Below are 14707 nucleotides of genomic sequence, written 5' to 3'. Positions count from 1 at the left end.
CGCAGGACAGGACGGGGTGACGCACTCACCCACGAGGAGACGATGCGGCCCCGAACGGGCCGCGCTGGACGAAGGATCCGCCGGCCCCGGCCTGGCGGCATGGAGGTAGATATGACCGCACTCGATACCGAGATCCGCGAAGGCGTCGAACGCGAGACCGTGGAAGCCGTCAAGGCGCTCGGCGGCAAGTACAAGTACGGCTGGCATTCCGATATCGAGATGGATTTCGCGCCCAAGGGCGTGAACGAGGACATCGTCCGCCTGATCTCCGAGAAGAACGGCGAGCCCGAGTGGATGACCGACTGGCGGCTGCAGGCGTTCAAGCGCTGGAAGCAGATGGACGAGCCCGACTGGGCGATGGTGAACTACCCGCCCATCGACTACCAGGACCAGTACTACTACGCCAAGCCCAAGAGCATGAGGGAAAAGCCCAAGTCTCTGGACGAGGTCGACCCCGAACTTCTGCGCACCTACGAGAAGCTGGGCATCCCCCTGAAGGAGCAGATGATCCTGGCGGGCGTCGAGGCCGGCGAAGAGGGCGGGACCGAACCGCGCCGCGTCGCGGTCGATGCCGTCTTCGACAGTGTCAGCGTCGGCACGACCTTCCAGGCGGAGCTTGAGAAGGCGGGCGTCATCTTCTGCTCCATGTCGGAGGCGATCCAGAAGCACCCGGATCTGGTCAAGAAGTACCTCGGTTCCGTTGTGCCGATCACCGACAACTTCTTCGCCACGCTGAACTCGGCGGTCTTCTCCGACGGCTCCTTCGTCTACGTGCCGCCGGGCGTGCGCTGCCCGATGGAGCTGTCGACCTATTTCCGGATCAACGCCGAGAACACGGGCCAGTTCGAGCGGACGCTGATCATCGCGGACAAGGGCTCGTACGTGTCCTATCTCGAAGGCTGCACCGCGCCGCAGCGCGACACGCACCAGCTTCACGCCGCCGTGGTGGAACTGATCGTGCTCGAGGACGCGGAGATCAAGTATTCGACGGTGCAGAACTGGTACCCGGGCGACGAGAACGGCAAGGGCGGCATCTACAACTTCGTGACCAAGCGCGCCGATTGCCGGGGCGACCGGTCCAAGGTGATGTGGACCCAGGTGGAGACCGGTTCGGCCATCACGTGGAAATATCCATCCTGCATCCTGCGCGGCGACGACAGCCAGGGCGAGTTCTATTCGATCGCCATCGCCAACAACGCCCAGCAGGCCGATACCGGCACCAAGATGATCCACCTCGGCAAGCGCACGAAGTCGCGCATCGTGTCCAAGGGCATCTCGGCGGGCCGCGCGCAGAACACCTATCGCGGGCTGGTGTCGATGCACCCGAAGGCGAAGGACAGCCGCAACTATACCCAGTGCGACAGCCTTCTCATCGGCGACAAGTGCGGGGCGCACACGGTTCCCTACATCGAGGTCAAGAACAACTCCTCCCGCGTGGAGCACGAGGCGACGACCTCCAAGGTGGACGACGATCAGTTGTTCTACTGCCGCTCGCGCGGGATGGACGAGGAAGAGGCCGTGGCGCTGGTCGTCAACGGGTTCTGCCGCGAGGTCCTGCAGGCGCTGCCGATGGAGTTTGCGATGGAGGCGCAGCAGCTTGTCGCGATCAGCCTCGAAGGCTCGGTCGGCTGAAACCTGAACGTCGCGCTGCAAGTCATTGGAGAGCAACATGATCGTGACCACAACGCCTTCGGTCGAGGGCCGTTCCATCGCCGAATACCATGGCATCGTCGTGGGCGAGGCCATTCTCGGCGCGAACATCTTCCGCGATCTCTTTGCCGGGATCACCGACATCATCGGCGGGCGCTCGGGCGCCTACGAGGAGGAACTCGGCAAGGCCCGGAAGGTCGCGCTGGAAGAGATGGAGGATCGCGCGCGCGCCATGGGCGGCAACGCCGTGGTGGGCGTCGATCTCGACTACGAAGTCATCAACAACATGCTGATGGTCTCTGCATCGGGTACGGCGGTCACGCTGGCCTGATCGGGAACATCGGGCGCGCGCGACAGGCGCTCAGACGGACAAATCGAGGAACAAAAATGCTTGAGATCAAGAACCTGCAGGTCAAACTTGAAGAAGAGGACAAGCAGATCCTCAAGGGTGTCGACCTGACCGTCGAAGCCGGCAAGGTGCATGCCATCATGGGGCCGAACGGCTCGGGCAAGTCGACGCTGTCCTATGTCCTGTCGGGGCGGGACGGCTACGAGGTGACCGGCGGCACGGCGACGCTCGACGGCGACGATCTTCTCGACATGGAACCCGAGGAGCGCGCGGCGGCGGGTCTCTTCCTCGCGTTCCAGTACCCCGTCGAGATCCCCGGCGTCGGCAACATGACCTTCCTGCGCACCGCGCTCAACGCCCAGCGCAAGGCGCGCGGCGAGGATGAGGTGAGCGCCGGCGATTTCCTCAAGCTCGTCCGCGCGAAGGCCAAGGAACTCCAGATCGACGCCGACATGCTGAAGCGGCCGGTCAACGTGGGCTTCTCCGGCGGCGAGAAGAAGCGCAACGAGATCCTGCAGATGGCACTTCTCGAGCCGCGCATGTGCATCCTCGACGAAACCGACAGCGGCCTCGATGTCGACGCGATGAAGCTGGTGGCCGAGGGCGTCAACGCGCTGCGCAGCGAGGGGCGCGGTTTCCTCGTCATCACGCACTACCAGCGTCTGCTCGACCACATCAAGCCGGACGTCGTGCACATCATGGCCGATGGCCGGATCATCAAGTCGGGCGGCCCGGAACTGGCGCTCGAGGTCGAGGAGAACGGCTATGCCGACATTCTCGGGGAGGTGGCCTGATGGCGGCGTCGGCGGCACAGGTCCAGGCGCGCGTCGATCTGACGGAGGCGCGCATCGCGGCGCTTTCCGCGCCGTCGGGTGAGGCCGGCTGGGCGGTCGAGGCGCGGCGCGAGGCAACCGCGCGGCTGCGCGCGGCCGGTCTTCCGACCCGTCGGGACGAGTACTGGAAATACACGGACCCCGCGACCCTGACGCAGGCCGAAGCCACGCGGGCATCGCTGTTCGAAGCCTCGGGCGAGGTCCCGCTCTATTCCGGGATCGACCGGCTCAAGATCGTCTTCGTGGACGGGGTCTTCGATGCCGCTCAGTCCGACGACCTCACCGGTGAGGGGCTTGAGGTCGACCGGCTCTCCGAGGCGCTGAAGAAGGACATCCACTGGGCGCGCGATCTCTACGGCGTGCTCGAGACCCGAGGGCAGGATCCGGTCCTGCGTCCGCTCGCGGCGCTGAACACCGCCTTCGCCACCGATGGCGTGGTGATCCGCGCGACGGGCAAGGTCTCGAAACCGGTCAGCTTCGTCTATCTGCACCAGGACGAGAGCTCGGACGCGATCCTGCACCATCTCGTCCGGGTCGAGCCGGGCGCCGAGGTGACCGTGCTGGAGAACGGCCCGGCCGCTGCGCGGTTCAACAAGTGCATGGAGATCGACGTGGCCGATGGCGGCGCCTTCCACCATGTCCGCGCGCAGGGCCGCGACCACGAGCGTCGGGCGGTGACGCACATGTTCGCCCGCGTGGGCGAGGGCGCGACCTACAAGTCCTTCTCCCTCACGGCCAACGGCGTGCTGACGCGCAACGAGCATGTCATCGAGATCGCCGGAGACGACGCGGTGGCGCATGTCGCAGGGGCCGCCATGGGCGATGGCGCATCGGGCGCCTTCCACCACGACGACACGGTCTTCATCACCCACGACGCCCAGCGCTGCGAAAGCCGGCAGGTGTTCAAGAAGGTGCTCAGGAACGGGGCCGAGGGGGTGTTCCAGGGCAAGATCCTGGTGAAGCCGGGCGCGCAGAAGACCGACGGCTACCAGATCAGCCAGGCGCTTCTGCTGGACGAGGACAGCTCGTTCCAGGCCAAGCCCGAACTCGAGATCTACGCCGACGACGTGCAGTGCTCGCACGGGTCGACCACCGGCGCGCTCGACGAGACGGCGCTCTATTACCTGCGCTCGCGCGGGGTGCCGAGGGCCGAGGCGACCGATCTGCTGGTGCTGGCCTTCCTTGCCGAGGCAATCGAGGAGATCGAGGACGAGCGCCTGCGCGGCGACATCCACACGCGGCTTGAGCAGTGGCTGGAGAGGCGGCGGCAGGCCTGATCCCATGAGCGTCTCGCGCGACATCGTGGCGACGTGGCGCAGGCCGCGCGCCGTCATCCGCAGGCTTCTGGACCAGGGCCGCCGCGAGGACCGGGCCCTCATGTTCCTCATGCTGGCCTGCGGCATAATCTTCGTCGCGCAATGGCCGATGATCACGCGCGAGGTCGCCTTGAACGAGGCGGGCGCGCCGCTTCAGGCGCGTCTGGCGATCACGTTCTTCTCCTGGCTGATGATCTGGCCGCTTCTTCTTTACGGGCTGGGGAGCGTGAGCCACCTGATTGCTCGTGCGGTCGGGGGGCGGGGCACGTTCTACTCGGCGCGGCTGGCCCTGTTCTGGGCGCTTCTCGCCTCCACGCCGGCGTGGCTGTTCTACGGGTTGATCGTCGGTTTCATCGGGCCGGGTCCGGCTCAAACGGCGGTCGGCGCCGGCCTGCTCTTGGCCTTCGTGTCGATCTGGGGCATCTGTCTCAGGGAGGCCGAAACAAGCCCGGAGGCGGAAGCGGCGGCATGACGGATATCGCCACATTGGGCAACCTGCTGAGGCTGGCCCGCGACACGGTGTCGAACCCTCGGGAGGGGGCGGCGACGGTGCTGAGCTTCGCGCCCGCGCCACAGGCGCTGTGGCTCATGTTCGCGCTGGTGATCGTCACCTCCTTGTTCATGGGCGAGTTCGTCCTGCTGCTGACCGGGGCGGCGGCGCAGTCGCAGGTGCCGCAATCGCCCGTCGCGATGGCCATCGCGCAGGTGGTCTTCCTTGTCGTCATGATCCAGGCCATCCACCGGATCGGCCGCTTCTTCGGCGGCACCGGCAGTTTCCAGGAGGCCATGCTGCTCGTCATCTGGCTGCAGTTCATCCTGATCTGCGTGCAGGTGATCCAGATCCTCGCGATCCTGATCGTGCCGCCGCTGGCCGGTATTATCACGCTTCTCGCGATCGTCCTGGTCTTCTGGCTTCTGGTGAACTTCGTGGCGGTGCTGCACGGGTTCACCTCGCTTGCCATGGTCTTCGTCGCCACGCTCGTGTCGGCCTTCGGGCTGGCCTTCGTGCTCACCATCGTCATGTCATGGCTGGGCCTGACGATACCGGTGGTCTGAGCCGATCCCCTTGTTCCATCCGCGCCCTCTCGGGGGGTGAAGGAGATGCCATGTACGATGTGAACGCCATCCGCTCGGACTTTCCGATCCTCTCGCGCGAGGTGAACGGCAAGCCGCTCGTGTATCTCGACAATGGCGCATCGGCGCAGAAGCCCAGGGTGGTGATCGACGCGATCACGCAGGCCTATTCGATGGAATACGCCAACGTTCACCGCGGGCTGCACTATCTGTCGAACCTCGCCACCGAGAACTACGAGGCCGTGCGCGGCAAGATCGCCCGGTTCCTCGGCGTGAAAGACGAGCGCGAGATCGTCTTCACCTCGGGCACGACCGAGGGCATCAACCTCGTGGCCTATGGCTGGGCCATGCCGAGGATGGAGGCGGGCGACGAGATCGTCCTGACGATCGCCGAACACCACGCAAATATCGTGCCGTGGCACTTCCTGCGCGAACGGCAGGGGGTGGTGCTGAAATGGGTGGAGGTGGACCAGAACGGCGATCTCGACCCCCAGGCGGTGATCGACGCCATCGGGCCCCGGACGAAGCTTGTCGCCATCAGCCACATGTCGAACGTGCTCGGCACCGTATTCGACGTGAAGCCCGTGATCGACGCGGCCCATGCCCAGGGGGTTCGGGTGCTGGTCGACGGGTCCCAGGCGGCCGTGCACATGGCGGTCGATCTCGACGCGCTCGGCGCCGATTTCTACGCGATCACGGGCCACAAGCTCTATGGTCCCTCCGGGTCCGGCGCGATGCACATCAAGGCGGACCGCATGGCAGAGATGCGCCCCTTCATGGGTGGCGGCGACATGATCCGCGAGGTGCATCGCGACATGGTGACCTGGAACGACCCGCCGATGAAGTTCGAGGCGGGCACGCCCGGCATTGTCCAGCAGATCGGCCTTGGTGCCGCGCTCGACTACATGATGGGCGTGGGAATGGAGAATATCGCCGCCCACGAGGCGCGGCTCACGGCCTATGCGCGCGAGCGGCTCGACGGGCTGAACTGGCTGACGGTGCAGGGCAAATCGGCCCGCAAGGGCGCGATCTTTTCCTTCACGATGGAGGGCGCGGGACATGCCCACGACATCTCCACTGTGCTCGACAAGAAGGGGGTCGCGGTGCGAGCGGGCCACCACTGCGCCCAGCCCCTGATGGAACATCTCGGCGTGACGGCGACCTGCAGGGCAAGTTTCGGGATGTACAACACCGAAGGCGAGGTCGACGCGCTGGTCGAAGCGCTCGAACTCTGCCACGAGCTTTTCGCCTGAGCCCCAAGCGGGCCCCTCTGCCCGCATTTCCGATTGCGGGGCGGCACACGCCCCGTTATAGCAAGCCCGCGCTGCACCCGTAGCTCAGCTGGATAGAGCGCTGCCCTCCGAAGGCAGAGGCCAGAGGTTCGAATCCTCTCGGGTGCGCCACTTCCCCAAATCCCTCCGTTTCCTTCGAGCCGCGCCAGAGCGGCAGCCTGGTTCCGGGGTATGCGCCGCGCGTCGGCAGCTTGCCGTTCCCCAATGGACATAACGCTTGCCAAGTGGCGAAGTTCCAAGCCAAATCGCTGTCACGAAACTGTCACAAGCAGTTCAGGGGAGGAACTCATGACGATCAGACACATCTCTGCCGCGGTGTTCGCGGCAGCGGGACTTTCTGCAACCATGCCGGTGGCGGCCCAGGCGGACGAACTCGTGCTCTATTGCTCGGTCCAGGAGGAGTGGTGCCGGGCGATGTCCGAGGCATTCCAGCGCGAGACCGGCATCAACGTGCTGATGACGCGCCGCTCTTCGGGCGAGACCTATGCCCAGATCGCCGCCGAGCGCGAACAGCCGCGCGGGGATGTGTGGTGGGGCGGCACCGGCGACCCGCACCTGCAGGCGGCACAGGAGGGGCTGACCGCGGAATACCGCTCGCCCATGCTCGACCAGATGCAGGATTGGTCCGTGCGCCAGGCCGAGACGTCGGGGTACCGGACTGTCGGCATCTATGCAGGCGGTCTCGGCTTCGGCTACAATTCGGATCTCGTGACCGAGAACCCGCCGGCCTGCTGGGCCGACCTTCTCGATCCGCGCTTCGAGGATGACGTGCAGGTCGCGAACCCGAATTCCTCGGGCACCTCCTACACGATGCTCGCCACGATGGTGCAGCTGATGGGCGAGGACGAGGCGTTCCAGTATCTCGCGCAGCTCCACAACAACATCAGCCAGTACACGCAGTCGGGCTCCGCCCCGATCCGCGCGGCGGCGACGGGCGAGACCGCGATCGGCATCGTCTTCATGCACGACGCCGTGGCCCAGACGGTGCAGGGCGCGCCGATCGTGGCCGTGGCGCCCTGCGAGGGCACGGGTTACGAAGTCGGCTCGATGTCGATCATCGAGGGCGGGCCGAACCCCGAGGCGGCACGCGCGTTCTACGACTGGGCGCTGACCCCCGCCGCGCAGGAGATCGGCGCAACGGCCAACAGCTTCCAGATCCCGTCGAACATCAACTCGGCGACGCCCGAGGCGGCGCCGCGGCTCGAGGAGATCACGCTCATCGACTACGACTTCGCGCTTTACGGCTCCAGCGAGGAGCGCACGCGCCTGCTGCAGCGGTGGGATGCCGAGATCGGATCGTTGCCGCAGTAGATCGTGGCAAGGATTTCCCTGACATCTGACCGGGCCGGGGCGGCCTGGCTCGGTCTTCTTGCGCTCTCGCTGACGGCGCTGCCCTGGTACAAGGGGGCGGGGCTGTTGGCGGGGCCGGCGGCCTCGGCGCTTGCCGAGGCGTTGTCGGGGCGTGGCTGGTTCTGGCCGCTGATCGCCGCCGCGCTGGCGCTTGGGGCGGTGGCGCTGACGCGGGGCTGGCAGGTGTCGCGGCTGGCGCTCGGTCTCACGCTCGCGGCGGCCTTCCTCTATGTATGGCAGGGGTTCGCGGTCGGTCTGCGGGGGCCGTCCAGCGACTGGGTCGGGGGCGTGTTCGCCCGCGCGGCCGAGGGACAGACCGGCCTTGGCTGGGGCGGGTTCCTGGCGGGCGTGGCGCTTGTCGGGCTTCTGTCGGACCTCGTTGCGGCGCGCGGCTTCTGCCGGGGGGAACGCTTCGCGTCCTTTTGCATCACCGCGATCGTCGCGCTGCTGACCACCTTCGTCTTCTTTCCGATCCTCAAGCTCGGTCTGGCCGCCTTCGTGGACACCGAGGGGAACCTGGCGCTCGCCACATTCTGGGCGCGGCTGAGCGCGCCGGATCTCTGGGGCGTAGCCTGCTTCACCGGTGGCGGTCGCTGTGGGGTGGTGGTGAACACCGTCGTCCTCGGCGTCCTGTCGGCAACGCTGGCGACAGCGCTCGGTCTTGCGCTGGCCCTTCTGGTCAACCGCACGGATTTCCGGATGAAACGCGCGCTGCGCGCCATCTCGATCCTGCCGATCATCACGCCGCCTTTCGTCGTCGGCGTCGCCATCATCCTGCTGTTCGGGCGCACTGGCCTCGTGACCGGTTTCGTTGCAGACCTGATGGAGGTGCGGCCCACGCGCTGGGTCTATGGCCTTCCGGGCATCCTGATCGCGCAGGTTCTGGCCTTCGCGCCGGTCACATTCCTTGTCCTGCTGTCGACGCTGGAGGCCATCAACCCCACGCTCGAGGAGGCCTCGCGCACGCTTGGCGCGCGGGCGATGACGACGTTCCGCACCGTGACATGGCCGCTCCTCCGGCCCGGCCTCGCGGCGGCCTTCCTTCTGGCCTTCATCGAAAGCCTCGCCGATTTCGGCAACCCGATCGTGCTGGGCGGCGGGTACGAAGTCCTGTCGGTCAAGATCTTCTTCGCCGTGGTCGGCGCGCGCTACGACCTCGGCAATGCCGCGACGCTTGCCATGATCCTTCTGGCGCTGACGCTCATCGCGTTCTGGCTGCAGATGCGCTGGATGGGCAAGAAGAGTTACGTCACCGTTACCGGCAAGTCCGACGCGGGCCTCGCCGCACCGCTGCCGCCGATCCTGAAGATCGGGGTGCTGGCGGTGGTGCTGCCCTGGGTCCTGTTCACCCTGGCGGTCTACATCATCATCGCCGTGGGCGGTTTCGTCACCGATGTCGGACGCTGGGACCTGACGCCGACGCTGGGCCATCTTTCCACGGCCTTCCGCTTCGAGTTCGCCGAGACGGGGCTGGAGCTTTATGGCTCGGCCTGGGATTCGATGATCACGACGCTCTGGGTCGCGGGCATCGCGGCACCGCTGACGACGCTCGTTGGCATACTCACCGCCTGGCTCGTGGCGCGGCAGGACTTCGCGGGCCGGCGCGCCTTCGAGTTCGGCACGATGCTGTCCTTCGCCATCCCCGGCACGGTCGTGGGCGTCTCCTACGTCGCGGCCTTCAACGTGCCGCCGGTCGACATCACCGGGACGGCCGCGATCCTCATCATCTGTTTCATCTTCCGCAACATGCCTGTGGGGATGCGCGCGGGGCTCGCGGCCCTCGCGCAGATCGACAAGTCGATGGAGGAGGCGTCGCAGACCATGGGGGCAGGGGGAGGCACCACGCTCCGCCGCGTGGTCCTGCCGCTGATCCGGCCGGCGGTCTTCACGGCGCTCGTCTATTCCTTCGTCACCGCGATGACGGCGGTCTCGGCGGTGATCTTCCTCGTCTCGGCGCGGCACAACATGGCGACGGCCTACATCATGGGGCGCGTCGAGGCCGGGGAATACGCGCTCGCCATCGCCTATTCGGCGGTTTTGATGATCGTGATGATCCTCTGCGTGGTAGTGATCCAGTTCCTCGTCGGCACGCGGAAACTGGGACGCCGGCAGGAATTGCAGGGCCGGACGGCCGCGGAGCCGGCGGAATGAGGGGCACTGCGTGAGGAACGGGGCATGACGGAAACCGCCATCGAGTTCGTGGACGTGGTGAAGCGCTACGGCAGCGCCACGGCGGTGGACCGCATCAGCTTTTCCATCGCCAGGGGAGAGCTCGTCACCTTCCTCGGCCCCTCGGGCTGCGGCAAGACCACGTCGCTGCGGCTGATCGCGGGGCTGGAACTTCCCAGCGAGGGCCAGGTGAAGATCGCAGGCCGGGACGTCAGCAGGGACCCCGCGTCCGAGCGTAACGTCGGCATGGTCTTCCAGTCCTACGCCCTCTTCCCGCACATGACGGTGCTGGAGAACGTGGCCTACGGCCCGACGATCCGCGGCGTCGCCAAGGCCGAGGCGCGGGACCGCGCGCACGCGATCCTCGACCAGGTGGGTCTGGCCGGGCTCGAGGCGCGACTTCCTTCCGAGCTTTCCGGGGGCCAGCAGCAGCGCGTCGCCGTCGCCCGCGCCATCGTGCAGCAGCCCGACGTGCTTCTGTTCGACGAGCCGCTTTCCAACGTCGACGCGAAGCTGCGCCGCAAGGTCCGCGCCGAGATCCGCGACCTGCAGCAGCGTTTCGGGCTGACCGCCGTCTACGTCACCCACGATCAGGAGGAGGCGCTGGCCGTCTCCGACCGGATCGTGGTGATGAAGATGGGCCAGATCGCCCAGATCGGCACGCCGGCGGAGCTTTATGAAAGGCCGGCCTCGGCCTTCGTGGCGGATTTCATCGGCGATGCGAACCTGATCGAGGGGCGTGTCGAGGCGGGCAAGTTCCACGCCGCCCACCTCGCGCTGCCTATCGGCGCCGAATCCGGCAAGGTGACGGCCACGATCCGCCCCGAACGCATCCGCCTTGCGCCCGGCGGGATCGCAACCATCCTGTCGGCAAGCTACCTTGGCAGTCGCATGGAATATGTCGTGCAGGACGAGGACCTCGAATTTCTCGTGTCCCGCCCGATCTCCGAGCCGCGCCTGACCGCAGGCGACAAGGTCGACCTGCAGATCGATCCCGCCGATCTCATCCTCGTCCGCTAGCCGAACCGACCTTCCGAAAGGCCCCCCATGACCGACCCCATCGCCGCCCGCGCGGCCCTCGCCTCGGATCTCGCGCGCCGGGCGGGGCAGATCGCCCTCGACTACTACCGAAACCGCGCGAGTCTCGAGATCGAGACCAAGAACGGCGAACTGGACCTCGTTTCCATCGCCGACCGGGCGGTCGAGGACATGATCCGTGGCGAGATTGCCGCCGCCTTTCCCGACGACGCCATCCTCGGCGAAGAGGGGGGCGCGGCCGAGGGCAGGTCCGGCCTGACCTGGGTGATCGACCCGATCGACGGAACCGTGCCCTTCCTGATGGGTCTGCCGCATTGGTGCGTCGTCATCACGCTGATCGAAGGCGCCGAAACGCTCTTCGGGGTGATCGACGTGCCGGTGACGGGCGAACATTTCGCCGCGCGCGCGGGTCAGGGCGTGACGCTCGACGGGGTGCGCCTGTCTCTCGATCCGTCGAAGAGGATCGACCAGGGCCTTGTCGCGGTGGGCGCATCCGAACGCTGCGGTGCGGCCCCCATCGCCGGCATCATCCGGAGGCTGATGGAGGCGGGCGGCATGTACTACCGGAACGGCTCGGGCGCCAACATGCTGGCCTGCGTCGCGGCGGGGCGGCTGGCGGGCTATATCGAGCCGTCGATGAACCCGTGGGACAGCCTCGCGGGGCTCCTCATGATCCGGGAGGCGGGAGGTGTCACGCATCCCTACCCGGCGGATGCGCGGCTTGGCCTTGCCATGGGGGCCGCGCCAGGGGTCTGGGACGCGCTGGAGAGCATCGTCTCGGCCGAGTTCCCGGACGGATTGCCCGAAGTCGAATACTGGTCATGACGGGCGCGACCCCCTGTGGTCGGCCCGCCATCCCGGCGACGCCGCTGGCCGGGGGTGCGGCGGGAAGGGGCCTGCGCCCGCGCGATCTGTCCGTTCTGATGCGGTCCGGTCTTGAAATCGGCCCGCCGAAGCGTTCATCTCGCCATTGCGTCGCCCCGCCAAGGCAGGGAGGAGGGTGCGGCATACGAGGTCGTGCGCGTGCAACGGTCGGCCGATTTGTCGGATCGGTGGAAACTCGTGGCTTGAATCGCCCCGGGGGCTGACGGAAAACGCGCGCGACTTATCTGTCCGTGATCCGTTTTCGAGGCTCCATTTCATGCACGACAGCACCCATTACGGCGCGCAGGACATGCAATCCGCGATCCTGCACCACCTGATCTATACCGCCGGCAAGGATGCCGAGCACGCGACGGTCTACGACTGGCGGATGGCGCTCAGCCATGCGCTCCGCGACCGGATCGTGGATGCCTGGTTCGCCTCGACCCGCCGCTCCTATGCGGCCGGCGCCAAGCGCGTCTACTACCTGTCGATGGAGTTCCTGATCGGGCGGCTCCTCGAGGACGGATTGGTCAACCTTCGCCTGCTCGATGCCGCGCACGAGGCCCTGCTGGCCTTCGGCTGCGATCCCGACGTGGTCATCAGCGACGAACCCGACGCGGCACTCGGCAATGGCGGGCTCGGACGGCTCGCGGCCTGTTTCCTCGAGTCGATGTCCACGCTCGGCGTGCCCGCCCACGGCTACGGCATCCGCTACGAGCATGGCCTCTTCCGCCAGCGCATCGTCGACGGGCGGCAGGTGGAACTGCCCGAGACCTGGCTTCAGGAGCCGCACGCCTGGGAATTCGAGCGCCCCGAGACGCGCTATCGCATCGGCTTCGGCGGCGTCGCGAAGGGCGGCACCTGGGAGCCGGGCGAGGCGGTGATCGCGGCGGCCTACGATACGCCCGTGGTCGGCTGGAACGGGGTCTGGGCCAACACGCTGCGGCTGTGGTCGGCGCGATCTGAGGCGGGCTTCGATCTCGACAGCTTCAATCGCGGCGATTTCGTCGGCGCGGCCTCGCGCGAGGAGACCGCGCGCACGATCAGCCGGGTCCTCTATCCCGACGACACGACCGAGATCGGCAAGGAACTGCGGCTGAAGCAGGAATACTTTTTCACCGCCGCGTCGCTTCACGACATCCTCCGCCGCTTCGAGGGCGAGCACCACGATCTGCGCCTTCTGCCCAAGAAGGTGGCGATCCAGCTCAACGACACGCACCCCGCCATTGCGGGGCCGGAGCTTGTCCGGCTTCTCCACGACGAGAAGAACCTTCCGTTCGACGAAGCCGTCGACCTGGCGCGGAACACGCTTTCCTACACGAACCACACGCTTTTGCCCGAGGCGCTGGAGCGCTGGTCCGAGGATCTCTTCGGCCGCCTCCTGCCGCGGCATCTGGAGATCGTCGACCGCATCGACCGGGCCCACCGCGCCGCGAACCCCGGCTGTCGTGCGTCGATCCGCGAGCCGGGCGTCGTGAAGATGGGCGAGCTCAGCTTCGTCATGGCGCACAAGGTCAACGGCGTCTCCGCGCTGCATACCGAGCTGATGAAGACCACCGTCTTCGAGGAGCTGAACCGCCTTTATCCCGACCGGATCGTGAGCGAGACCAACGGCGTCACGCCGCGCCGCTGGCTTCTGTCGTGCAACCCGCGGCTGGCGACGCTCATCACCGACAGGATCGGCGAGGGGTGGGTCGCCGACCTCGAGCGGTTGTCCGAGCTGGAGGGCCACATCGCGGACCCGACCTTCCTCGACGCCTACGCGGCCGCCAAGCGGGCCAACAAGGCGGACCTGGCCGCCTTCATCGAGGCGGAGCACGGCATCGTCCTCGACCCCAAGATGATGTTCGATGTCCAGATCAAGCGCCTGCACGAGTACAAGCGCCAGCACCTCAACATCCTGGAAGCCATTGCGCTGTGGCAGGCGATCCGGGCCGATCCCGGCCGCGACTGGACGCCCCGCGTCAAGATCTTCGCGGGCAAGGCCGCGCCGGGCTATCACTTCGCCAAGGACATAATCCGCCTCATCAACGACGTGGCCGAGGTCGTGAACGCGGATCCCCTGACGCGAGACCGCCTCAAGATCGTGTTCCTGCCCAACTACAACGTCTCGCTGGCCGAGCGCCTGATCCCCGCCGCCGACCTTTCCGAGCAGATCTCGACCGCCGGCAAGGAGGCCTCGGGCACCGGCAACATGAAATTCGCGCTGAACGGGGCACCGACCATCGGTACGCTCGACGGCGCCAACGTCGAGATCCGCGATCATGTCGGTGCCGAGAACTTCTTCCTGTTCGGCATGACCGCCGAGGAGGCCTCGGCCCGCCGCGCCCTGTCGGGCCATGCCTCCCGCGCCATCGCCGCCGACCCGCGTCTGGCGGCTGCCCTGAACGCGGTGCGCGAAGGGGTCTTCTCGCCGGAAGAGCCCGGTCGCTACGCGCATCTGGTCGAAAACCTCTCGGGGCACGACTATTTCCTCGTCACATCGGATTTCTCCGACTACTGGCGGGCGCAGCGGGAGGTCGATGCCGCCTATCGCGACGCGGAGGGCTGGGCGCGCATGGCCGCCCTCAACACCGCGCGGTCCGGCTGGTTCTCGTCCGACCGGACGATCCGGGGGTATCTGACCGACATCTGGAAGGCCGAACCGCTTCTCTAGGCACCTCATCCTCCGCGGTCTGCCCGCTTGCCTGTTGTTTTCGGGGCGGGATCGCCTAGGCTCGACGCAAAGGCATCGGGTCTGGGGCGCCCCGTGTCCAATACAATGGGAACCGG

Annotated in this window: 12 protein-coding genes and 1 tRNA gene; all 13 read left to right on the top strand. The window is 66.8% G+C overall.

Going from position 1 to position 14707, the window contains the following annotated elements:
• Positions 1-111 precede the first annotated feature (111 nt).
• The 13 genes from sufB (at position 112) to N8I71_RS03950 (ending at position 14591) form a co-directional block, all read left to right on the top strand.
• On the top strand, positions 112-1632 hold the full coding sequence (gene sufB, locus N8I71_RS04010) for a Fe-S cluster assembly protein SufB (RefSeq protein WP_262876639.1): 1521 nt from the start codon (positions 112-114) through the stop codon (positions 1630-1632).
• Between the two features lie 37 nt (positions 1633-1669).
• A complete protein-coding gene (locus tag N8I71_RS04005; protein WP_262876638.1) occupies positions 1670-1981 on the top strand; it encodes a heavy metal-binding domain-containing protein in 312 nt (103 codons plus the stop codon).
• A gap of 56 nt (positions 1982-2037) precedes the next feature.
• Complete coding sequence (gene sufC / locus N8I71_RS04000; protein WP_262876637.1) at positions 2038-2793, top strand: Fe-S cluster assembly ATPase SufC; 756 nt, start codon at positions 2038-2040, stop codon at positions 2791-2793.
• On the top strand, positions 2793-4109 hold the full coding sequence (sufD, locus tag N8I71_RS03995) for a Fe-S cluster assembly protein SufD (protein WP_262876636.1): 1317 nt from the start codon (positions 2793-2795) through the stop codon (positions 4107-4109). The genes sufC and sufD overlap by 1 nt, the downstream gene beginning before the upstream one ends.
• 4 nt (positions 4110-4113) lie before the next feature.
• Positions 4114-4620, top strand: a complete 507-nt coding sequence (locus N8I71_RS03990) for a YIP1 family protein (protein ID WP_262876635.1) — start codon at positions 4114-4116, stop codon at positions 4618-4620.
• Positions 4617-5204 (top strand): Yip1 family protein, encoded by a 588-nt coding sequence (locus N8I71_RS03985; RefSeq protein WP_262876634.1) that lies wholly within the window; start codon positions 4617-4619, stop codon positions 5202-5204. Before N8I71_RS03990 ends, N8I71_RS03985 begins: the two co-directional genes overlap by 4 nt.
• A 50-nt stretch (positions 5205-5254) precedes the next feature.
• Entirely contained in the window at positions 5255-6475 is a 1221-nt protein-coding gene (locus N8I71_RS03980) for a cysteine desulfurase (protein WP_262876633.1), read from the top strand.
• Positions 6476-6548: 73 nt separating this feature from the next.
• Positions 6549-6625: transfer RNA gene (locus N8I71_RS03975), tRNA-Arg, on the top strand.
• A gap of 177 nt (positions 6626-6802) precedes the next feature.
• Entirely contained in the window at positions 6803-7825 is a 1023-nt protein-coding gene (locus N8I71_RS03970; protein WP_262876632.1) for an ABC transporter substrate-binding protein, read from the top strand.
• A 3-nt stretch (positions 7826-7828) separates the two neighbouring features.
• Positions 7829-10015 (top strand): ABC transporter permease, encoded by a 2187-nt coding sequence (locus tag N8I71_RS03965; RefSeq protein ID WP_262876631.1) that lies wholly within the window; start codon positions 7829-7831, stop codon positions 10013-10015.
• Positions 10016-10039: 24 nt separating this feature from the next.
• A complete protein-coding gene (locus N8I71_RS03960) occupies positions 10040-11053 on the top strand; it encodes an ABC transporter ATP-binding protein (protein WP_262876630.1) in 1014 nt (337 codons plus the stop codon).
• A gap of 27 nt (positions 11054-11080) precedes the next feature.
• On the top strand, positions 11081-11896 hold the full coding sequence (locus tag N8I71_RS03955) for an inositol monophosphatase family protein (RefSeq protein ID WP_262876629.1): 816 nt from the start codon (positions 11081-11083) through the stop codon (positions 11894-11896).
• A 316-nt stretch (positions 11897-12212) separates the two neighbouring features.
• Complete coding sequence (locus N8I71_RS03950; protein ID WP_262876628.1) at positions 12213-14591, top strand: glycogen/starch/alpha-glucan phosphorylase; 2379 nt, start codon at positions 12213-12215, stop codon at positions 14589-14591.
• Positions 14592-14707 lie beyond the last annotated feature (116 nt).

It is taken from the genome of Roseicyclus sediminis, assembly GCF_025515305.1.
Taxonomy (GTDB): Bacteria; Pseudomonadota; Alphaproteobacteria; order Rhodobacterales; family Rhodobacteraceae; genus Roseibacterium; species Roseibacterium sediminis.
The sequence above is the reverse complement of the archived record's forward strand: the minus strand, read 5'-3'. Positions and strand labels throughout refer to the sequence as shown.

Coding starts and splice junctions, on each gene's coding strand:
- sufB (WP_262876639.1), top strand. CDS start 112: ATGACCGCACTCGATACCGAGATCCGCGAAGGCGTCGAACGCGAGACC.
- N8I71_RS04005 (WP_262876638.1), top strand. CDS start 1,670: ATGATCGTGACCACAACGCCTTCGGTCGAGGGCCGTTCCATCGCCGAA.
- sufC (WP_262876637.1), top strand. CDS start 2,038: ATGCTTGAGATCAAGAACCTGCAGGTCAAACTTGAAGAAGAGGACAAG.
- sufD (WP_262876636.1), top strand. CDS start 2,793: ATGGCGGCGTCGGCGGCACAGGTCCAGGCGCGCGTCGATCTGACGGAG.
- N8I71_RS03990 (WP_262876635.1), top strand. CDS start 4,114: ATGAGCGTCTCGCGCGACATCGTGGCGACGTGGCGCAGGCCGCGCGCC.
- N8I71_RS03985 (WP_262876634.1), top strand. CDS start 4,617: ATGACGGATATCGCCACATTGGGCAACCTGCTGAGGCTGGCCCGCGAC.
- N8I71_RS03980 (WP_262876633.1), top strand. CDS start 5,255: ATGTACGATGTGAACGCCATCCGCTCGGACTTTCCGATCCTCTCGCGC.
- N8I71_RS03970 (WP_262876632.1), top strand. CDS start 6,803: ATGACGATCAGACACATCTCTGCCGCGGTGTTCGCGGCAGCGGGACTT.
- N8I71_RS03960 (WP_262876630.1), top strand. CDS start 10,040: ATGACGGAAACCGCCATCGAGTTCGTGGACGTGGTGAAGCGCTACGGC.
- N8I71_RS03955 (WP_262876629.1), top strand. CDS start 11,081: ATGACCGACCCCATCGCCGCCCGCGCGGCCCTCGCCTCGGATCTCGCG.
- N8I71_RS03950 (WP_262876628.1), top strand. CDS start 12,213: ATGCACGACAGCACCCATTACGGCGCGCAGGACATGCAATCCGCGATC.